We start from the raw sequence: 19,139 nt of genomic DNA on the forward strand, positions 1-19,139 counted from the left end.
TGTCGCAGCTATCTGCCTCAACCCCGCGCCAACACTGGGCCACGCAGGCCCATCGAGGCGACGGGCAGCCTGACCGGTAACCCGGAGAGGCGAAAAAATGCTTATAATGCCCAGCGTTTTCTGGTCCGCCGGACCTGCACGCAATCCACTCCCAACCTGGACACCGAAAAGCCTTGATACGCCTGCTGAAGTTCTTCTGGTGGTCTTCCGTCGCAGTCATCTGCGCGCTCGTACTCGGTGTGAGCGGTGCGTTTCTGTATCTTAGCCCCAGCCTGCCCTCGGTCGAATCGCTCAGAAGCATCCAGTTGCAGATCCCCCTCAGGGTGTACAGCAGCGACGGCAAGCTGATTGCCGAGTTCGGCGAAATGCGTCGCTCACCAATCCGTTTCGCGGAAATTCCCCCACAGTTCATCCAGGCGCTTCTGTCGGCCGAGGACGACAATTTCCTCAACCACTACGGTGTCGACCCCAGCAGCCTGATGCGCGCCGCGACCCAGCTGGTGAAAACCGGGCATATCCAGACCGGCGGCAGTACCATCACCATGCAGGTGGCGAAGAACTTCTTCCTCACCAGCGAGCGCAGTTTCTCGCGCAAGACCAACGAGATCCTGCTGGCCCTGCAGATCGAGCGTGAGCTGACCAAGGACGAGATCCTCGAGCTGTACGTGAACAAGATCTACCTGGGCAACCGCGCCTACGGTATCGACGCCGCTGCACAGGTGTACTACGGCAAGTCGATCCGCGACGTGAGCCTGGCGCAGATGGCGATGATCGCCGGCCTGCCCAAGGCACCTTCGCGCTTCAACCCGCTGGCCAACCCGGTGCGCGCCAAAGAACGCCGCGACTGGATCCTCGGCCGCATGTACAAGCTGGGCAAGATCGACGAAGCCAGCTACCAGGCAGCCCTGGCCGAGCCACTCAACGCCAGCTACCACGTGCCCGCACCTGAAGTGAATGCGCCTTACATCGCCGAAATGGCCCGTGCCGAAATGGTCGGCCGCTACGGCAGCGACGCCTATACCGAAGGCTTCCGCGTTACCACCACGGTGCCCAGCGACATGCAGGAAATGGCCAACAAGGCCATCCTCAACGGCCTCTCCGACTACGACGAGCGCCACGGCTATCGCGGCCCCGAAGCACGCTTCCCGGGCCGCACCCAGGCGGTCTGGCTGCAGGAACTGGGCAAGCAGCGCAGCCTAGGCGGCCTGGAACCGGCCATCGTCACCCAGGTCGAAAAAAACGGCCTCAAGGTGCTGACCCGCGCTGGCCAGGAAGAGCTGGTTGCCTGGGACACCATGAAATGGGCGCGCCCGTTCATCAACAGCAACTCCCAGGGCCGTGCGCCGCAGTCACCGGCGGACGTGGCCCAGGTCGGCGACCTGGTGCGCGTGCAGCGCCTAGAGGATGGCAAGCTCAAGTTCAGCCAGGTACCTGGGGCGCAGAGTGCACTGGTCACCCTCGACCCCTACAACGGCGCCATCCGCGCCTTGGTCGGCGGTTTCTCGTTCGAGCAGAGCAACTACAACCGCGCCATGCAGGCCAAGCGTCAGCCGGGCTCGAGCTTCAAGCCGTTCGTCTACAGTGCCGCCCTGGACAGTGGCTATACCGCATCCAGCCTGGTGAACGACGCACCGATCGTGTTCGTCGACGAGTACCTGGACAAGGTCTGGCGGCCGAAGAACGACACCAATACCTTCCTTGGCCCGATCCGCATGCGCGAGGCGCTGTACAAGTCACGCAACCTGGTGTCGATCCGCCTGCTGCAGGCCATGGGCGTGGACCGCACCATCGACTACATCGCCAAGTTCGGCTTCAACAAGCAGGACTTGCCACGCAACCTGTCGCTGGCACTGGGCACCGCCACCCTGACCCCGATGGAAATCGCTACCGGCTGGAGCACCTTTGCCAACGGCGGCTACAAGATCACCCCGTACCTGATCGAGCGCATCGAAAGCCGCAGCGGCGAGACGCTGTTTACCGCCAACCCGGCCCGGGTACCGCAAGGAGCCGAGGACCAGGCGGGCCTGGCAGCGCCCGAACAGCCGATCAGCACCGCAGCCATGCCGGGCGAGGCACCCGCTGCCTTCAGCCAGGTGGCGTCTGCACCGCAAGCGCCGGCGGTGGCCGAGCAGATCATCGACGGGCGCACCACCTACATCCTCACCAGCATGCTGCAGGACGTGATCAAGCGCGGTACCGGTCGCCGGGCGCTGGCCCTGGGCCGTACCGACCTGGCAGGCAAGACCGGTACCACCAACGAGTCCAAGGACGCCTGGTTCTCCGGCTACAACGCCGACTACGTGACTACCGTGTGGGTTGGTTTCGACCAGCCCGAAACCCTGGGCCGCCGCGAGTATGGCGGCACCGTGGCGCTACCGATCTGGATGAGTTTCATGGGTGCGGCACTCAAGGACAAGCCTGAGCATGCGCCTGCCGAGCCGGAAGGCATCCTCAGTCTGCGCGTCGACCCGGTCAGCGGCCGTGCCGCTTCGCCGAGCACGCCGAATGCCTACTTCGAGCTGTTCAAGGCCGAGGACTCGCCGCCGTCGGTGGACGAACTGGGCACTGGCGCAGCACCGGGCAGCCCGCTGCCGGCGGATGAAGCGGCACCGATGGATCTGTTCTAAGAGCCCTCGAAGGCAACACCGACCCTGTGGGAGCGGGCATGCCCGCGAACACCGGCGTAGCCGGTGCCAGCCTCCGCGCTGGATTCTTCGCGGGCACGCCCGCTCCCACAAAGGCCGCGCCAACCCCACCGGCAAACAAAAAGCCCCGGCTCATGCGAGCCGGGGCTTTTTTGTGTCGCCAGGCAGCAATCAGCCTTTGAACACGTCATCCACGCTGGTCAGCGGGTAGTGCTTCGGATACGGCAGGGTAGCCACGCCGGATTCGATGGCGGCCTTGGCCACAGCGTCGGAAACGACGGTGATCAGGCGGGCGTCCAGCGGCTTCGGAATGATGTACTCACGGCCGAACTCCAGAGCCTGTACGCCGTAGGCGTCGCACACTTCCTTCGGCACTGGCAGCTTGGCCAGGTCTTTCAGGGCGATGGCGGCAGCGATCTTCATTTCTTCGTTGATGCGCTTGGCGCGAACGTCCAGGGCACCACGGAAGATGAACGGGAAGCCCAGTACGTTGTTGACCTGGTTCGGGTAGTCGGAACGACCGGTCGCCATGATCACGTCGCTGCGAGTGGCGTGAGCCAGCTCTGGCGCGATTTCCGGGTCCGGGTTCGAGCAGGCGAACACGATCGGGTTGGCAGCCATCGACTTCAGGCCTTCGGCGCTCAGCAGGTTCGGGCCGGACAGGCCTACGAACACGTCGGCACCGTCGAGGGCGTCAGCCAGGGTGCGCTTGTCGGTGGCGTGAGCGAACTGAGCCTTGTACTGGTTCAGGTCGTCACGGCCAGCGTGAATCACGCCGCTGCGGTCGATCATGTAGATGTTCTCGACCTTGGCACCCATGCTCACCAGCAGCTTCATGCAGGAGATGGCCGCAGCGCCGGCACCCAGGCAGACGATCTTGGCGTCTTCCAGCTTCTTGCCGGCGATTTCCAGGGCGTTGATCATGCCGGCCGCGGTCACGATGGCGGTACCGTGCTGGTCATCGTGGAATACCGGGATGTCGCACTGTTCGATCAGGGTGCGCTCGATTTCAAAGCACTCAGGTGCCTTGATGTCTTCGAGGTTGATGCCACCGAAGGTGATCGAGATGCGGCGAACGGTGTCGATGAACGCTTGCGGGCTTTCCGATTCGACTTCGATGTCGAACACGTCGATACCGGCGAAACGCTTGAACAGAACACCCTTGCCTTCCATGACCGGCTTGGAAGCCAGTGGGCCGAGGTCGCCCAGACCGAGGATGGCGGTGCCATCGGAAATCACCGCAACCAGGTTGCCTTTGCCGGTGTATTTGTAAGCCAGCTCTGGATCACGGCCGATTTCGCGCACGGGCTCAGCAACACCTGGGCTGTAGGCCAGGGCGAGGTCACGGGCGGTGGCAGTGGGCTTGGAGAGCTCGACGCTCAGTTTCCCCGGACGAGGTTGAGCGTGGTATTCGAGAGCGGCGGTTTTCAGGTCTGACATGGTGGGCATTCCGCTATTTACTGTTCTGACGGACCGCCGAGGATACGCAAAGAGCCGGGGAGTCACAAGACTGGTCGGTCACTTGTGTCAAGGCCTTTAGCCTACGACTTTACGCTATAACCCACGGGGCATACGGCTCACAGTGTGTACAATCTAATAGCGAAATGTCTACATCTTTTAGCCTGAAATGCGCTCCAACATGCTCGGATCGGTCAACGGCAACACCCAGCGTCGCTGCCCAGGTTTGAGGCCGCCCTTGCGGGAACGATCCAGCACCCAACCACGCGCTTCGACCTGGCGTCCCTTGAGGTTATCGAAGAAGCTGGCGGGGAAGTTGCGTTGCAGACGAGCGGGAACCTGCAGCACCACAGCACTGTCCAGGGTCAGCCAGACCCCGCCCCGGTTGCGCTCCACGCCTTCGATGCGGCCTGCAATGATCGCGAAACCCGACTGCCTTACATCCCCAGCACGCACCACCGGCGAACGGCGCCACAGTCCGCTGCCAGCCTTGCGCGCTGCCTGCTCGGCAAGCTGTTGGCAAGCGCTGAGGCGCACATTGGGGGCAACCGCCACACGATAACCCAGGCCCTCGCTGAGCAATTGCGCTTCCAGATTGTCGCCATTGCGGCCGTAGATGTGCGCCAGCGTACGGCCGTATTTGTCCCTGGCCTCGATGCCCGGCACCAGCCCGACACGCCCGTCACTGGCCTTGACCAACGCCTGCAGGCGCTGCCTGGCGGCCTCGGCATAGGGCTCGCTGGTGCGGCCGTTGCGGCCGATTTCCGGGGTATTTATGCCGATCAGGCGCACACTGCGGCCATCGACCAGGCGCAAGGTATCGCCATCCACCACCTGGCGTACCGCCACCTGCTGCATTTGCCCTGGCAGTGGGCAGAACGCCAGGGCCGGGACATGCCAGATGACGCCCATAAAAAAAGCGCCCACAAGGGGCGCTTTTTTCAGCAGCAACGCGAAGCCCGAAGGATTCGCCATGCGCATGATTACTTCTTGGTACCGAACATACCGAAGCGATCGGCGAACTTCTGTACGCGACCACCGGTGTCCAGGACTTTCTGCTTACCGGTGTAGAACGGGTGGCACAGGTTGCAAACGTCGATCGCCAGGGTGTTGCCCAGGGTCGAACGCGTTTCGAATTTGTTGCCGCAGCTGCAGGTGACTGCAACTACTTCGTAGTTCGGATGAATATCTGCTTTCATGGTCACTTCCTCGAGCTGCGTGCCGCCACCCAACACCAATTGTTGAATACCGCACGTAATTAGGCGGCGAATAATACCAGAGCATCACGCCAACGCAAGTTGTCGCTTGCACCGACCGTCGTCTGCTAGGCTCGCCAGTCTTTGAAACGCCCTCCGAGACTTTCCGCGTGTCCGACGTCATCCTGCGCCTTGCCCTGCCCTCTCCGCTGCGTCGCCTGTTCGACTACAAGGCGCCGGCAAGCATGGCGCGCCAGACCCTGACCCCGGGCATGCGCATTCGCGTGCCATTCGGCCGCCGCGAAATGATCGGCGTGCTGGTGGAGGTGTGCGAGCAGAGCGAAGTGCCCGCCGACAAGCTAAAGCCGGCCAGCGCCCTGCTCGACCCGGTGTCGCCGATCCCGCCGTCGCTATTCAAATTGTGCCTGTGGACCGCCCAGTACTACCAGCACAGCCTGGGCGACACGCTGAGCTGGGCCTTGCCAACCCTGTTGCGCCAGGGTGAACCCGCCGAAATGCGCCAGGAGCGCTTCTGGCACGTCGCCCCCGGCGCCCGCCTGGAAGACCCGCGCATCGCCCGCGCACCACGCCAGCGCGATGCCCTCAAGACCCTGGCCCAGCACCCGCACGGTGTGGCCCACAGCCTGCTGGCCAAGCTCAACCTGAACAAGGACAGCCTCGACCTGCTGCTGGCCAAGGACCTGGTGCAGATCGAGGTCCGCCGCCACCTGCCGACGCTGCGCCATGAACACTGGCTGGCCCAGCCGGAACTACCGCTCAACGAAGAGCAACGCGACGCCTTCGACGCCGTATGCGAAGGCTTTGGCGGCTTTGGTGCCTTCCTGCTGGCCGGTGTCACCGGCAGCGGCAAGACCGAGGTGTACCTGCAGCTGATCCGCGAAACCCTCGAAGCCGGCAAGCAGGCCCTGGTACTGATCCCGGAGATCAACCTCGGCCCGCAGACCCTGGCCCGCTTCGAGCAACGCTTCAACGCCCGCATCGCCCTGCTGCATTCGGCGGTGAACGACCGCGAGCGCCTGGATGCCTGGCTGGCCGCCCGGGATGGCGAGGCCGACATCATCATCGGCACCCGCTCGGCGCTGTTCACGCCGATGAAGAACCCCGGCCTGATCATCATCGACGAGGAGCACGACGGTTCCTATAAACAGCAGGAAGGCTTGCGCTACCACGCCCGCGACCTGGCGCTGGTGCGCGCCCACCAGGAAAACATCCCGATCCTGCTCGGTTCTGCCACGCCATCGCTGGAAACCCTGCACAACGCCCTGACCGGTCGCTACCGCCTGCTGCGCATGAACCAGCGCGCCGGCGGCGCCCGCCCGCCGCGCATGCTGCGTCTGGATGTGAAGAGCCTGCCGCTGGACAGCGGCATCAGCGGTCCGCTGCAGCAGGCCATCCGCCAGACCCTGGAGGCGGGCCAGCAAGTGCTGGTGTTCCTCAACCGCCGCGGCTTCGCCCCGACCTTGCTGTGCCACGATTGCGGCTGGCTGTCCGAATGCCCGCGCTGCGATGCACGCATGACCGTGCACCAGCGCTCCGGCGTGCTGCGCTGCCACCATTGCGGCTATGACGAGCGCCTGCCGCAGCAGTGCCCGCAGTGCAACCACGTTGACCTGCGCCCGGTCGGTGCCGGCACCGAGCGCGCCGAAGAGCGCCTGAAAGTGCTGTTCCCGGATTACCCGATCCTGCGCGTGGACCGCGACAGCACGGCACGCAAGGACGCCATGCACAACCTGTTCAGCACCATCCAGCGCGGCCAGCCGAGCATCCTTGTCGGCACCCAGATGCTCGCCAAGGGCCACCACTTCCCGCGGGTGACCCTGGTGGCCATCCTCGATGCCGATGGCGGGCTGTTCTCCGGCGATTTCCGCGCCAGCGAACGCATGGCGCAACTGATCGTGCAGGTTGCCGGGCGAGCCGGGCGGGCCGAAGAACCCGGCAAGGTCATCATCCAGACCCACCTGGCCGACCATCCGCTGCTGGTGCAGCTTACCGAGCAGGGCTACTTCGCCTTCGCCGAGCAGGCCCTGGACGAACGCCGCGCCGCCGGGCTGCCGCCTTACTCGCACCTGGCACTGCTGCGCGCCGAAGCGCACAAGCCCGGCCAGGCCGAAGGTTTCCTCGACGAGGCCTGTGCCGCCGCCGAGCGCCTGGTGGCCGAACAGCAGCTGCCTGGCATCGAGCTGCTGGGGCCGGTACCGGCCCCCATGGAGCGCCGCGCCGGGCGCTTCCGCGCGCAATTGTTGATACAGGCCAATACGCGGGCGCCTTTGCATCGACTGATCAGCGCCTGGTTGCTAGTGTTGGAGCAGATGCCGAGCGGGCGCCAGGTGCGTTGGTCGCTGGATGTCGACCCGGTAGACCTGTACTGAATCGACCGGTCTCATCGCCGGCAAGCCAGCTTCCACAGCTTGCACCCGCTCTTTTGTGGGAGCTGGCTTGCCGGCGATGAGGCCCTCGAACACAACATGGAACCCTTGGTGGTTGCAGCTCAAAGGTTGGCAACCCGCTCCCAGCCACGGATAATGCCCAGTTTTTCCACCTGCGCATCCAAGCGCTCCACCGCGCTTGCGGTCGAAAAGAGATCCCCATGAAAGACACCATTCGCCAGCTGATCCAGCAAGCCCTCACCCAACTCGTCACCGACGGTGTGCTGCCTGAAGGGCTGTCGCCGGCGATCCAGGTGGAAAACGCCCGGGACAAGACCCACGGCGACTTTGCCAGCAACATCGCCATGATGCTGGCCAAGCCGGCCGGCATGAAGCCGCGCGACCTGGCCGAGAAACTGATCAATGCCCTGCCGGCCAGCGCCGACATCAGCAAGGTCGAGATCGCCGGCCCCGGCTTCCTCAACTTCTTCCAGAACACCGACGCCCTGGCCAACCGCCTGGATGCTGCACTGGCCGACGCCCACCTGGGCGCGCGCAAGGCCGGCCCTGCGCAAAAGGTGGTGATCGACATGTCGGCACCCAACCTGGCCAAGGAGATGCACGTCGGCCACCTGCGTTCGACCATCATCGGTGACAGTGTGGCGCGCGTGCTGGAGTTTCTCGGTGATGACGTGATCCGCCAGAACCACGTGGGCGACTGGGGCACCCAGTTCGGCATGCTGCTGGCTTACCTGGAAGAAAACCCGATCACCAGCGACGAGCTGTCGGACCTGGAAAACTTCTACCGTGCCGCCAAGAAGCGCTTCGACGAATCCGAAGAATTCGCCACCCGCGCCCGCGGCCTGGTGGTCAAGCTGCAGGCCGGCGACGCGGACTGCATGGCCCTGTGGACGCGCTTCAAGGACATTTCACTGTCGCACTGCCAGAAAACCTACGAGCTGCTCAACGTCAAGCTGACCATGGCCGACGTGATGGGTGAAAGCGCCTACAACGACGACCTGGCCAACGTGGTTGCCGACCTCAAGGCCAAGGGCCTGCTGGTCGAAGACCAGGGCGCCCAGTGCGTGTTCCTCGACGAGTTCAAGAACAGCGAAGGCGAACCACTGCCGGTAATCGTGCAGAAGGCCGACGGCGGCTACCTGTACGCCACCACCGACCTGGCCGCCGTGCGCTACCGCAGCAACGTGCTCAAGGCGGACCGCGCCCTGTACTTCGTCGACCAGCGCCAGGCCCTGCACTTCAACCAGGTGTTCGAAGTTGCACGCCGCGCAGGCTTCGTCGGCCACCCGATGCAAATGGAACACATGGGCTTCGGCACCATGAACGGCGCCGACGGCCGCCCGTTCAAGACCCGTGACGGCGGCACCGTGAAGCTGATCGACCTGCTCACCGAGGCCAAGGAGCGCGCCTACGCGCTGGTCAAGGAAAAGAACCCGAGCCTGGCCGACGAAGAACTGCGCCACATCGGTGAAGTGGTGGGCATTGGCGCGGTGAAGTACGCCGACCTGTCCAAGCACCGCACCAGCGACTACAGCTTCAACTTCGAACTGATGCTCAACTTCGAAGGCAACACCGCGCCTTACCTGTTGTACGCCTACACCCGCGTGGCCGGCGTGTTCCGCAAGCTGGGCAAGGGCTTCGATGAAGTCGAAGGCAACATCGTGCTGCAGGCTGCCCACGAGCAGGACCTGGCCGCGCGCCTGGCGCAGTTTGGCGAAATCCTCAACAACGTCGCCGACAAGGGCACGCCGCACGTGCTGTGCAGCTACCTGTACGACCTGGCCGGCCTGTTCTCCAGCTTCTACGAGAACTGCCCGATTCTGGCTGCCGATACCCCGGAGCAACAACAGAGCCGCCTGCGCCTGGCAGCCCTGACTGGCCGCACCCTCAAGCAAGGTCTGGAACTGCTCGGCCTGGAAACCCTGGAGCGCATGTAAGTTGGCTGCCAAGAAAAAACCCGCACCCAAACGCGGCGCCAGCCGCCAGACGGCGCCGGCCAAGCAGCCGATTCCCGGTTGGGTATGGCTGGCGGTCGGCCTGACCGTAGGCGCGTTCATCGTGTTCCTGATGAAACTCGAGCCCGGTGGCGAAGACATCAAGCGCACCAAGCCTGAGCAGCAGAAGGCGGAGAAAGTGGCCGAAGCCGGCAAGCCGGCGCAGGCCACCCCGCAGCAGCCGGTAAAGCCGAAGTATGACTTCTACACGCTGCTGCCGGAGTCCGAGGTGATCGTGCCGCCGGAGGCCGTGCCAGAGAAAACGCCTCCAGTACCGGCCCAACCGGTAACTCCGGTGACACCGGCCGAAGCGGCGAAGATCGACACGGCGCGCGCCCAGGCAGCGCTGATGGGGCAGACTCCGCCACCGGCACCACCGGTGATCAAGCCGGCGGCGACCACCCAGTTCTTCCTGCAGGCAGGCTCGTTCCGCAAGCAGGCCGATGCCGACAAGGTGCGCGCGCAGATCATTCTGCTGGGCCAGGCAGTGAAGGTAGAGTCGGGCACGGTCAAGGACGAAACCTGGTACCGCGTACTGGTGGGCCCGTTCAGCAACCGTGAGCAGCTTACCGGGGCGCAGAAACAGTTGGCCGGGGCAGGTTTCAGCAACCTGTTGCTGCAGCAGCGGCAGACCCGTCAGTAACCTGCATTTGCGGCCCTGTGGGAGCGGCCTTGTGTCGCGAAAGGGCTGCAAAGCAGCCCCAGCATGCTCAGCTGCACCGCTGAAGTCCTAGGGCCGCTTTGCGGCCCTTTCGCGACACAAGGCCGCTCCCACAAGGGCTGTGCGTCAACGGCGGCCTGCGTTCACCTCGGAAACCTGGCTGTTCAGCGTCCAGAAGTCATACAGCACCCCCACCAGGAACAGCCCGCCGGTAAAGAAGTAGATGATCGCGGTCACCCACTTGCCCTGGTACAGCCGGTGCAGGCCAAACACCCCGAGGAAGGTCAGCAGGATCCAGGCGATGTTGTAGTCAACGCGCCCGGACTGGAACCTCAGGTCGGCTTCACGGTCCATGGACGGGATCAGGAAAAGGTCGATCAACCAGCCGATGCCCAGCAGGCCCAGGGTGAAGAACCAGATGGTGCCGGTGACGGGCTTGCCGTAATAGAAGCGATGCGACCCGGTAAAGCCGAAAATCCATAGCAGATAGCCAATGGTCTTGCTGTGGGTGTCGTGAAACGGCGCCCCCTGTTGATAACTGTTCATTCATAGCCCCCTTGGGTTATCCGAAAATTTTCTAAAAAAAAATGTGACTTTCTTGTCGCAGGCCGACGTACGGCACCTGAACAATCGACCAACGGATCAAAGACTGATCAAAAAGCTGTTATAAAGTTGCGCGCCCAACACATAACTATTCATAAGAGCTTCATCTATGCCGCCTTTACTCAAGACATGGCTGACCCTCTGCCTATTATTGCCCCTGGCCGCCCACGCCACCAATCGTGAGCAACGTCTTCCCAATGGTTTCACCGGCTATACCACCAACGCCTCGGTGAGACACGCACCGGTCAAGCAGACCGCGCTGCGCACCCGCCCAGGCAATGCTGCCAGCAGCAGCCGCGGCGTGCCCGGCATGCCGATCGCTGCCATGTCGCCGAAGCAGAGCAGCGATGTGCTCAGCCGTGCGGTGAATGTGCTCGGCACCCCTTATGTCTGGGGTGGCAGCAGCCCGAAGAAAGGCTTCGACTGCAGCGGGCTGGTCAAATACGCCTTCAACGACGTCGCCGACGTCGACCTGCCGCGCACCTCCAATGCCATGGCCCAGGGCCACGGCGTGAAGGTGGCCAAGGGTGACCTCAAGCCAGGTGACCTGATCTTCTTCAACATCAAGAGCCGCCGGGTGAACCACGTTGCCATCTACCTGGGCAACGACCGCTTCATCCATGCACCACGCCGTGGCAAGCGGGTAAGCATCGACACCCTGAGCAAGCCTTACTGGCAGAAGCATTACGTAGTGGCCAAGCGGGTGCTGCCGAAAGAACAACAGCAGCTGAACCTGGCCAAGCGCTGAGCTGATCGGCGCTCTCCTGCCCGGGCCTCTTCGCGGGTAAACCCGCTCCCACAGGTACACCACAGCATTCGAAGGCTGTGTTATCCATGTGGGAGCGGGTTTACCCGCGAAAGGGCCAGCACAGGCACTATAGATCGCTGATCAGCCCCCTCTCCTTCAACCCTCGCATCGCCCCCTCCATCGTCCGCATCCCGTCCGCACCGCCCGTCTGCATCACCGAACACAACTGCGCCATCCGCCCCTCCCGAACCAGGTTGCGCACCGCTGGCGTCACCACCAGCACTTCCCGCGCCGCAACCCGCCCACCGCCCGCACGCCTGACCAGTACCTGCGCCACCACCAGGCGCAATGACTCGGCCAGCATCGCCCGCACCAGCGGCTTTTCCTCGGCAGCAAACACCTCCACCAACCGGTCAATGCTGTTAACCGCCGAACGCGTATGCACGGTCGCCAGCACCAGGTGCCCGGTCTCGGCCGCGCGCAAGGCCAGGCGAATGGTTTCCAGGTCGCGCAGCTCACCGATCATGATCACATCCGGGTCCTGGCGCAGGGCACTGCGTAGCCCTTGGGCGAACCCACCGCAGTGGCGACCGATCTCACGCTGGTTGACCAGGCTGCGCTGGCTGCTGTGGATAACTTCGACAGGGTCTTCGAGGGTAATGATATGCAGTGCCCGATCACGGTTCAGCTGGTCCAGTAGCGTCGCCAGGGTGCTGGACTTGCCGCTGCCGGTCGGCCCACCCACCAGGATCAAGCCATCACTGCACTGCGCAACAGCTTGAAACACATCCCTCAGGTCGAGTTCATCGAGCGTGGCGATGCGCCCCGGGATCAGGCGAAAGGTGGCGGCAGGGCCATGCAACTGGCGAAACAGGTTCAGCCGAAAGCGCCCGAGCGCAGGCAGTTCCAGCGCCAGGTCCAGCTCATCACCCTGGGCCCATTGCCGGCGCTGGTCTTCACCCAACATGGGTGCCAGCCCCTCGATCAAGGCGGCCGAGCACAAGGCCGGCAGGGCCATGCGCTGCAGCTCGCCATCCAGGCGCAACATCGGTATCTGCCCCGCTGCCAGGTGCAGGTCGCAAGCCCCCGCATCTACAGCCCGGGCCAACAGGTCGGTCACATCCATGAGACTCCCCAAAGGCCTTCAAGTAGGTAGAATGCCGCAAACCCCACAGCCGCCGGCATCAGTCCATGTCCACCCTAGCAGACAACCTTTCCGCTATTTCCGCCCGTATCACCAGCGCTGCCCAGGCTGCCGGGCGCGATCCGGCCAGCGTCCAGTTGCTGGCCGTGAGCAAGACCAAGCCAGCCAGCGCCATCCGTGAGATCCATGCCGCTGGCGTACGCGATGTCGGGGAAAATTACCTACAGGAAGCGCTGACAAAGCAGCAGGCACTCAGCGACCTGCCCTTGATCTGGCACTTCATCGGCCCCATTCAGTCGAACAAGACCAAGGCCATCGCCGAGCATTTCGACTGGGTACATTCCGTGGACCGCCTGAAAATCGCCCAACGCCTGTCGGAGCAGCGCCCGGCCGGGCTGGCGCCACTGAACATCTGCCTGCAGGTGAACGTCAGCGGCGAAGACAGCAAGTCTGGCTGCGCCCCTGCCGACCTGCCGGCCCTGGCCAAGGCGGTAGCCGCGCTGCCCAACCTGTGCCTGCGCGGGCTGATGGCCATCCCCGAACCCACCGACGACCGCGCCGCCCAGGAAGCCGCCTTCGCCACCCTGCGCCAGCTGCAGGAAGGCCTGGGCCTTGGCCTGGACACCCTGTCCATGGGCATGAGCCACGACCTGGAAGCGGCCATTGCACAGGGGGCGACCTGGGTGCGTATCGGCACCGCCCTGTTCGGTGCCCGCGACTACGGGCAGCCCTGATTCCATGCTTTACTCACTCTTCCCCACAAGGACCTGACATGAGCAAGACTCGTATTGCCTTTATCGGCGCCGGCAACATGGCCGCCAGCCTGATCGGTGGTCTGCGTGCCCAGGGCCTGGACGCCTCGCAGATCCGCGCCAGCGACCCGGGCGCCGAGACCCGCAGCCGCATCCAGGCCGAGCACGGCATCGAAACCTTCGAGAACAACGCCCAGGCCATCGATGGCGCCGACGTCATCGTGCTGGCGGTCAAGCCGCAGGTCATGAAAGCCGTGTGCCAGGCCCTGCAACCGAACCTGCAGGATGGCCAGCTGATCGTTTCCATCGCCGCCGGCATCACCTGCGCCAGCCTGCAGAGCTGGGTGGGCGCTCGCCCGGTGGTGCGCTGCATGCCTAACACTCCGGCACTGCTGCGCCAGGGCGTCAGCGGCCTGTACGCCACCGCCGAAGTGTCCGGCGCACAGCGCGAGCAGGCCGAGCAACTGCTGTCGGCCGTGGGCACCGCCCTGTGGCTGGAACAGGAGCAGCAACTGGACGCCGTGACCGCCGTCTCCGGCAGCGGCCCGGCGTACTTCTTCCTGCTGATCGAGGCCATGACCGCGGCGGGCGAAAAGCTTGGCCTGCCACGTGAAACCGCCTCCCAGCTGACCCTGCAGACAGCCCTGGGCGCCGCGCGCATGGCGGTTGCCAGCGATGTCGATGCCGCCGAACTGCGCCGCCGGGTCACCTCGCCTGCCGGCACCACGGAAGCTGCGATCAAGTCGTTCCAGGCCAGCGGCTTCGAAGCCATCGTCGAACAGGCGCTGCAGGCCGCGGCCACACGCTCCGCAGAGCTGGCCGAACAATTGGGCAAATAAGGAGCCATAGATGAATGCACTGTCCGGCGCCGCGATCTTCGTGGTGCAAACCCTGGTCAGCCTGTACCTGGTGATCGTCCTGCTGCGCTTCGTCCTGCAGCTGGTCAAGGCCAACTTCTACAACCCGCTGTGCCAGTTCGCCGTGCGTGCCACACAGCCGCTGCTCAAGCCGATTCGCCGGGTCATCCCCAGCGTCGGCGGGCTGGACACCTCGTCTCTGCTACTGTCGGTGCTCATCCAGGCGCTGCTGATGGCCTTCGTGCTGATGGTCACCTACGGCACCTTCGGTGACATCCTGCACCTGCTGATGTGGGCAATCATCGGTATCACCTCGCTATTCCTGAAGATTTTCTGGGTGGCGATGATCGTCATGGTGATCGTGTCCTGGGTGGCCCCCAACAGCCACAACCCCGCAGCTGAACTGGCCTACCAGATCAGCGAGCCGGTGCTGGCACCGTTCCGCCGCATCGTGCCCAACCTGGGCGGCATGGATATCTCGCCGATCTTCGCCTTCCTTGCGATCCAGGTAATCCAGTCGTTCGTCATGCCGCCGCTGGCCGCCTATGCCGGCATGCCACAAGAGCTGTGGCGGATGATCTGAGCCTCACCTGACCTTGGTTGCTTCCAGCGGCAAGCCTTTGCTTGCCGCTGGGGGTAGCGCTCTTTAGACTTACGCCTCCGTCAAGCGTGAGCAGGGTCGATGTCCACTGTCTTTCCCGAAGATTCCGTCGGTCTGGTAGTACCGCAAACAGCCCGGTTCGATGAGCCGCTGGCCCTGGCCTGTGGCCGCTCCCTGGCCAGTTATGAACTGGTCTACGAGACCTATGGCACCCTGAACGCCAGCGCGAGCAATGCCGTGCTGATCTGCCATGCCCTGTCCGGCCACCATCATGCCGCTGGCTACCATGCCGCCACCGACCGCAAGCCGGGCTGGTGGGACAGCTGCATCGGCCCTGGCAAGCCGATCGACACCAACCGTTTCTTCGTGGTCAGCCTGAACAACCTGGGCGGCTGCAACGGCAGTACCGGCCCCAGCAGCATCAACCCGGCCACCGGCAAAGCCTATGGCGCCGACTTCCCGGTGCTGACCGTGGAAGACTGGGTACACAGCCAGGTGCGCCTGGCCGAGCGCCTGGGCATCCATCAGTGGGCCGCGGTAGTCGGTGGCAGCCTGGGTGGCATGCAGGCGCTGCAGTGGACCATCAGCTACCCCGAGCGCGTGCGCCATTGCGTCGACATCGCCTCGGCGCCCAAGCTGTCGGCACAGAACATCGCCTTCAACGAAGTGGCACGCCAGGCCATCCTCACCGACCCCGAATTCCACGGCGGTTCGTTCCAGGACCAGGGGGTAATCCCCAAACGCGGCCTGATGCTGGCGCGCATGGTCGGCCACATCACCTATCTGTCGGACGACTCGATGGGTGAAAAATTCGGCCGTGAGCTGAAGAGCGACAAGCTCAACTACGACTTCCACAGCGTCGAATTCCAGGTCGAGAGCTACCTGCGCTATCAGGGCGAGGAGTTCTCCGGCCGTTTCGACGCCAACACCTACCTGCTGATGACCAAGGCGCTGGACTATTTCGACCCGGCTGCAGCCAAAGGCGGCGACCTGGCGGCCACCCTGGACCACGTCAAGGCGGATTACTGCATCATGTCGTTCACTACCGACTGGCGCTTCTCCCCGGCCCGTTCGCGCGAGATCGTCGACGCCCTGATGGCTGCGCGCAAGAACGTCTGCTACCTGGAGATCGACTCGCCTTACGGGCACGATGCCTTCCTGATCCCCACACCTCGCTACATGCAGGGTTTCTCGAACTACATGAACCGCATTGCCATCTGAGGACAGCATGAGAGCCGATCTGGAAATCATCCACGACTGGATCCCCGCCGGCAGCCGGGTACTCGACCTGGGCTGCGGCAGCGGCGAACTGCTGGCCTCGCTGCGCGACCGCAAGCAGGTCACCGGCTATGGCCTGGAAATCGACGCCGACAACATCGCCGCCTGCGTGGCCAAGGGCGTCAACGTGATCGAGCAGGACCTGGACAAGGGCCTGGGCAACTTCGCCAGCAACAGTTTCGACGTGGTGATCATGACCCAGGCCCTGCAGGCCGTGGAGTACCCCGACCGCATCCTCGACGAGATGCTGCGCGTGGGCCGCCAGTGCATCATCACCTTCCCCAACTTCGGCCACTGGCGTTGCCGCTGGTACCTGGCGACCAAAGGCCGCATGCCGGTATCGGACTTCATGCCGTACACCTGGTACAACACGCCGAACATCCACTTCTGCACCTTCGCCGACTTCGAAGAGCTGGTGCACGAACGCCGGGCCAAGGTGCTCGACCGCCTGGCCGTCGATCACTTGCACCGTAATGGGTGGGGTGGCCGGCTTTGGCCTAATCTTCTAGGTGAGATCGGCATCTATCGCGTCAGCAGCCCGGGCCTGCAAGAGCATCAGCTCGCGGTCTGACGCCCACCGGAGGAGTCACCCCATGCGTCGCCTAGCCCTGTTCCTGATCAGCCTGTGCCTGGCCCTGCCGGTACTGGCTGCCGATGCCGCCCGCCCCGAGCGCAAGGAAGTGTTTGGCGACGTGACGGTGCACTACAGTGCGTTCACCTCGAGCATGCTGACACCGGAGGTGGCCGCGGCCACCGGCCTGGTCCGCAGCAAGAACCAGGGTGTGCTCAACATTGCCGTGCTCAAGGCCAACAAGCCCGCCATGGCGGTGGTCAGCGGCACGGTCAAGGACCTGACCGGGCGCAGCAGCCCGCTGTCATTCAAGCAGATCACCGAACAGGGCGCCGTGTACTACATCGCCCAGTTCAAGATCGACCAGCCAGAAACCGTCACCTTCGACCTGAACATCGAAACCGGCGGCATCAGCAACTCCCTCAGCTTCAACCAGGAAGTGTTCCCAGGCGAATGATGAATTTCCAGCAACTCGTATTGGCCAGCCACAACGCCGGCAAACTCAAGGAACTCCAGGCCATGCTCGGCGCCTCCGTGCAGCTGCGCTCGATCGGCGAGTTCAGCCAGGTCGAACCGGAAGAAACCGGCCTGTCGTTCGTCGAGAACGCCATCCTCAAGGCACGCAACGCCGCACGCATTTCCGGCCTGCCGGCCCTGGCCGACGATTCGGGCCTGGCGGTGGACTTCCTCGGCGGCGCGCCGGGCATCTACTCGGCGCGCTATGCCGACGGCAAGGGTGATGCGGCGAACAACGCCAAGCTGCTCGAAGCGCTGAAAGACGTGCCTGAAGCCGAGCGCGGTGCGCAGTTCGTCTGCGTCCTGGCGCTGGTGCGCCATGCCGACGACCCGCTGCCGATCCTCTGCGAAGGCCTGTGGCACGGGCGCATCATGTTCGAGGCCAGTGGCGAGCACGGCTTTGGCTACGACCCGCTGTTCTGGGTTCCGGAGCGCGGCTGCTCCAGCGCCGACCTGGCCCCTGTGGACAAGAACCAGCTCAGCCACCGCGCCCGCGCCATGGCTCTGCTGCGCCAACGTCTGGGCCTGGCATGATCGAAACGCTGTCCACCCCCGGCGCAGCAGGCTTCACCAGCCTGCCGCCGCTGGCGCTGTACATCCACATCCCATGGTGCGTACGCAAATGCCCTTACTGCGACTTCAACTCCCACGCTGCCGGGCCTGAACTGCCGGAAGACGCCTACGTCGCCGCCCTGCTGACCGACCTCGACCAGGAGCTGGCCGCCGTGCAAGGCCGGCCGATCAGCTCGATCTTCTTCGGTGGCGGTACCCCCAGCCTGTTCAGTGCCGACGCTCTTGGCCGGCTGCTGCGTGGCGTGGAGCAACGTATCCCGTTTGCGCCGGACATCGAAATAACCCTGGAGGCCAACCCGGGTACGTTCGAGCAGGACAAGTTCAAGGCCTACCGGCAAACCGGCATCAACCGCCTGTCCATCGGCGTGCAGAGCTTCCAGCCAGCCAAACTGCAGGCGCTCGGGCGCATCCACAACGGCGATGAAGCGGTCCGTGCCGCCGGCATGGCGCGCGCCGCCGGCTTCGACAACTTCAACATGGACCTGATGCACGGCCTGCCCGAGCAGTCGCTGGACGACGCGCTGGGCGACCTGCGCCAGGCCATCGACCTGGGGCCGACGCACCTGTCGTGGTACCAGCTGACCGTGGAGCCGAACACGGTGTTCTGGAACCAGCCACCCGAGCTGCCCGAGGACGACATCCTCTGGGATATCCAGGAAGCCGGCCAGGCGCTGATGGCCGAGCACGGCTTCCGCCAGTACGAAGTCTCGGCCTACGCCCAGGCGGGCCGCGCCGCACGGCACAACCTCAACTATTGGCGCTTTGGCGACTTCATCGGCATCGGTGCCGGTGCCCACGGCAAGCTGACCTTCGCCGACGGGCGCATCCTGCGCACCTGGAAAACCCGCCTGCCCAAGGACTACCTGAACCTGGCCAAGCCGTTCAAGGCCGGCGAGAAGCGGCTGCCGGTCGACGAACTGCCGTTCGAGTTCCTGATGAACGCACTGCGCCTGACCGATGGCGTGGAAGCCGAACTGTTCACCCAGCGTACCGGTTTGCCGCTGGCACAGCTGGCCGAAGCCCGCCGCGCCGCCGAACAAAAAGGCCTTTTGCAGGTCCAACCGGATCGACTGGTGGCCACGCCAAGGGGCCAGTTGTTCCTCAATGACCTGCTGCAGTATTTCTTGACCTAAG

At 64.1% G+C, this 19,139-nt stretch carries 18 protein-coding genes; 13 read left to right on the forward strand and 5 right to left on the reverse strand.

The genetic code is table 11. The features are described 5' to 3' along the window. The first annotated feature begins 176 nt into the window (after nucleotides 1–176). Entirely contained in the window at nucleotides 177–2,627 is a 2,451-nt protein-coding gene (locus MKK04_RS24755; protein ID WP_402800992.1) for a penicillin-binding protein 1A, read from the forward strand. Between the two features lie 189 nt (nucleotides 2,628–2,816). Here MKK04_RS24755 and MKK04_RS24760 read toward each other — a convergent pair whose 3' ends face one another. From MKK04_RS24760 to rpmE, 3 genes are all read right to left on the reverse strand, one after another. Next, the gene (locus MKK04_RS24760; protein WP_063912060.1) at nucleotides 2,817–4,085 is read right to left on the reverse strand and encodes a malic enzyme-like NAD(P)-binding protein; all 1,269 of its coding nucleotides are present in this window, start codon (nucleotides 4,083–4,085) and stop codon (nucleotides 2,817–2,819) included. 177 nt (nucleotides 4,086–4,262) lie between these two features. Then, nucleotides 4,263–5,084 carry a thermonuclease family protein gene (locus tag MKK04_RS24765; RefSeq protein WP_207828273.1) on the reverse strand — a complete coding sequence of 274 codons (822 nt, stop codon included), beginning with the start codon at nucleotides 5,082–5,084 and terminating at the stop codon, nucleotides 4,263–4,265. Nucleotides 5,085–5,086: 2 nt separating this feature from the next. Continuing rightward, on the reverse strand, nucleotides 5,087–5,302 hold the full coding sequence (gene rpmE / locus MKK04_RS24770) for a 50S ribosomal protein L31 (protein WP_008092997.1): 216 nt from the start codon (nucleotides 5,300–5,302) through the stop codon (nucleotides 5,087–5,089). Nucleotides 5,303–5,469: 167 nt separating this feature from the next. Between rpmE and MKK04_RS24775 the strand changes: the two genes are divergently transcribed. From MKK04_RS24775 to MKK04_RS24785, 3 genes are all read left to right on the forward strand, one after another. Further along, nucleotides 5,470–7,689, forward strand: a complete 2,220-nt coding sequence (locus MKK04_RS24775; protein WP_233688147.1) for a primosomal protein N' — start codon at nucleotides 5,470–5,472, stop codon at nucleotides 7,687–7,689. A gap of 218 nt (nucleotides 7,690–7,907) precedes the next feature. Continuing rightward, entirely contained in the window at nucleotides 7,908–9,644 is a 1,737-nt protein-coding gene (gene argS / locus MKK04_RS24780; protein WP_207828261.1) for an arginine--tRNA ligase, read from the forward strand. Nucleotide 9,645: 1 nt separating this feature from the next. After that, a complete protein-coding gene (locus MKK04_RS24785; RefSeq protein ID WP_063912064.1) occupies nucleotides 9,646–10,344 on the forward strand; it encodes an SPOR domain-containing protein in 699 nt (232 codons plus the stop codon). Between the two features lie 144 nt (nucleotides 10,345–10,488). On the opposite strand, the gene MKK04_RS24790 is transcribed toward MKK04_RS24785, so the two are convergent. Beyond that, nucleotides 10,489–10,908 (reverse strand): NINE protein, encoded by a 420-nt coding sequence (locus MKK04_RS24790; protein ID WP_063912065.1) that lies wholly within the window; start codon nucleotides 10,906–10,908, stop codon nucleotides 10,489–10,491. A 166-nt stretch (nucleotides 10,909–11,074) separates the two neighbouring features. Between MKK04_RS24790 and MKK04_RS24795 the strand changes: the two genes are divergently transcribed. Beyond that, a complete protein-coding gene (locus MKK04_RS24795; RefSeq protein WP_207828256.1) occupies nucleotides 11,075–11,713 on the forward strand; it encodes a C40 family peptidase in 639 nt (212 codons plus the stop codon). 127 nt (nucleotides 11,714–11,840) lie between these two features. Here the strand turns inward: MKK04_RS24795 and MKK04_RS24800 are convergent, their stop codons facing one another. Continuing rightward, nucleotides 11,841–12,839 carry a type IV pilus twitching motility protein PilT gene (locus tag MKK04_RS24800; RefSeq protein WP_241106064.1) on the reverse strand — a complete coding sequence of 333 codons (999 nt, stop codon included), beginning with the start codon at nucleotides 12,837–12,839 and terminating at the stop codon, nucleotides 11,841–11,843. 65 nt (nucleotides 12,840–12,904) lie between these two features. Between MKK04_RS24800 and MKK04_RS24805 the strand changes: the two genes are divergently transcribed. The 8 genes from MKK04_RS24805 to hemW all read left to right on the forward strand — a co-directional run bounded on the left by MKK04_RS24805 (nucleotide 12,905) and on the right by hemW (nucleotide 19,138). Next, nucleotides 12,905–13,591 (forward strand): YggS family pyridoxal phosphate-dependent enzyme, encoded by a 687-nt coding sequence (locus MKK04_RS24805; RefSeq protein ID WP_207828252.1) that lies wholly within the window; start codon nucleotides 12,905–12,907, stop codon nucleotides 13,589–13,591. Nucleotides 13,592–13,629: 38 nt separating this feature from the next. Continuing rightward, nucleotides 13,630–14,448 carry a pyrroline-5-carboxylate reductase gene (gene proC, locus MKK04_RS24810; RefSeq protein ID WP_207828250.1) on the forward strand — a complete coding sequence of 273 codons (819 nt, stop codon included), beginning with the start codon at nucleotides 13,630–13,632 and terminating at the stop codon, nucleotides 14,446–14,448. Nucleotides 14,449–14,458: 10 nt separating this feature from the next. Next, nucleotides 14,459–15,049 carry a YggT family protein gene (locus MKK04_RS24815; RefSeq protein WP_063912070.1) on the forward strand — a complete coding sequence of 197 codons (591 nt, stop codon included), beginning with the start codon at nucleotides 14,459–14,461 and terminating at the stop codon, nucleotides 15,047–15,049. Nucleotides 15,050–15,148: 99 nt separating this feature from the next. Beyond that, nucleotides 15,149–16,288, forward strand: coding sequence for a homoserine O-succinyltransferase MetX (metX, locus tag MKK04_RS24820; protein ID WP_207828248.1), 1,140 nt, complete (start codon nucleotides 15,149–15,151; stop codon nucleotides 16,286–16,288). Between the two features lie 7 nt (nucleotides 16,289–16,295). Continuing rightward, nucleotides 16,296–16,916, forward strand: a complete 621-nt coding sequence (gene metW, locus MKK04_RS24825; protein ID WP_003249106.1) for a methionine biosynthesis protein MetW — start codon at nucleotides 16,296–16,298, stop codon at nucleotides 16,914–16,916. Nucleotides 16,917–16,938: 22 nt separating this feature from the next. After that, entirely contained in the window at nucleotides 16,939–17,373 is a 435-nt protein-coding gene (locus MKK04_RS24830; protein ID WP_013974622.1) for a DUF4426 domain-containing protein, read from the forward strand. Further along, entirely contained in the window at nucleotides 17,370–17,966 is a 597-nt protein-coding gene (gene rdgB / locus MKK04_RS24835) for an RdgB/HAM1 family non-canonical purine NTP pyrophosphatase (RefSeq protein WP_063912073.1), read from the forward strand. The genes MKK04_RS24830 and rdgB overlap by 4 nt, the downstream gene beginning before the upstream one ends. Further along, the gene (gene hemW, locus MKK04_RS24840) at nucleotides 17,963–19,138 is read left to right on the forward strand and encodes a radical SAM family heme chaperone HemW (protein ID WP_233694071.1); all 1,176 of its coding nucleotides are present in this window, start codon (nucleotides 17,963–17,965) and stop codon (nucleotides 19,136–19,138) included. The genes rdgB and hemW overlap by 4 nt, the downstream gene beginning before the upstream one ends. Nucleotide 19,139: the final 1 nt, after the last annotated feature.

Source organism: Pseudomonas sp. LS.1a, from assembly GCF_022533585.1.
In the GTDB taxonomy this organism is placed as follows: domain Bacteria; phylum Pseudomonadota; class Gammaproteobacteria; order Pseudomonadales; family Pseudomonadaceae; genus Aquipseudomonas.

Bases quoted from the DNA above. Each gene is read 5' to 3' on its own strand.
- argS (WP_207828261.1), top strand. From the start codon at position 7,908: ATGAAAGACACCATTCGCCAGCTGATCCAGCAAGCCCTCACCCAACTC.
- MKK04_RS24830 (WP_013974622.1), top strand. From the start codon at position 16,939: ATGCGTCGCCTAGCCCTGTTCCTGATCAGCCTGTGCCTGGCCCTGCCG.
- proC (WP_207828250.1), top strand. From the start codon at position 13,630: ATGAGCAAGACTCGTATTGCCTTTATCGGCGCCGGCAACATGGCCGCC.
- metX (WP_207828248.1), top strand. From the start codon at position 15,149: ATGTCCACTGTCTTTCCCGAAGATTCCGTCGGTCTGGTAGTACCGCAA.
- MKK04_RS24760 (WP_063912060.1), bottom strand. From the start codon at position 4,085: ATGTCAGACCTGAAAACCGCCGCTCTCGAATACCACGCTCAACCTCGT.
- rdgB (WP_063912073.1), top strand. From the start codon at position 17,370: ATGATGAATTTCCAGCAACTCGTATTGGCCAGCCACAACGCCGGCAAA.
- MKK04_RS24815 (WP_063912070.1), top strand. From the start codon at position 14,459: ATGAATGCACTGTCCGGCGCCGCGATCTTCGTGGTGCAAACCCTGGTC.
- rpmE (WP_008092997.1), bottom strand. From the start codon at position 5,302: ATGAAAGCAGATATTCATCCGAACTACGAAGTAGTTGCAGTCACCTGC.
- MKK04_RS24805 (WP_207828252.1), top strand. From the start codon at position 12,905: ATGTCCACCCTAGCAGACAACCTTTCCGCTATTTCCGCCCGTATCACC.
- hemW (WP_233694071.1), top strand. From the start codon at position 17,963: ATGATCGAAACGCTGTCCACCCCCGGCGCAGCAGGCTTCACCAGCCTG.
- MKK04_RS24790 (WP_063912065.1), bottom strand. From the start codon at position 10,908: ATGAACAGTTATCAACAGGGGGCGCCGTTTCACGACACCCACAGCAAG.
- MKK04_RS24765 (WP_207828273.1), bottom strand. From the start codon at position 5,084: ATGCGCATGGCGAATCCTTCGGGCTTCGCGTTGCTGCTGAAAAAAGCG.
- metW (WP_003249106.1), top strand. From the start codon at position 16,296: ATGAGAGCCGATCTGGAAATCATCCACGACTGGATCCCCGCCGGCAGC.
- MKK04_RS24800 (WP_241106064.1), bottom strand. From the start codon at position 12,839: ATGGATGTGACCGACCTGTTGGCCCGGGCTGTAGATGCGGGGGCTTGC.
- MKK04_RS24795 (WP_207828256.1), top strand. From the start codon at position 11,075: ATGCCGCCTTTACTCAAGACATGGCTGACCCTCTGCCTATTATTGCCC.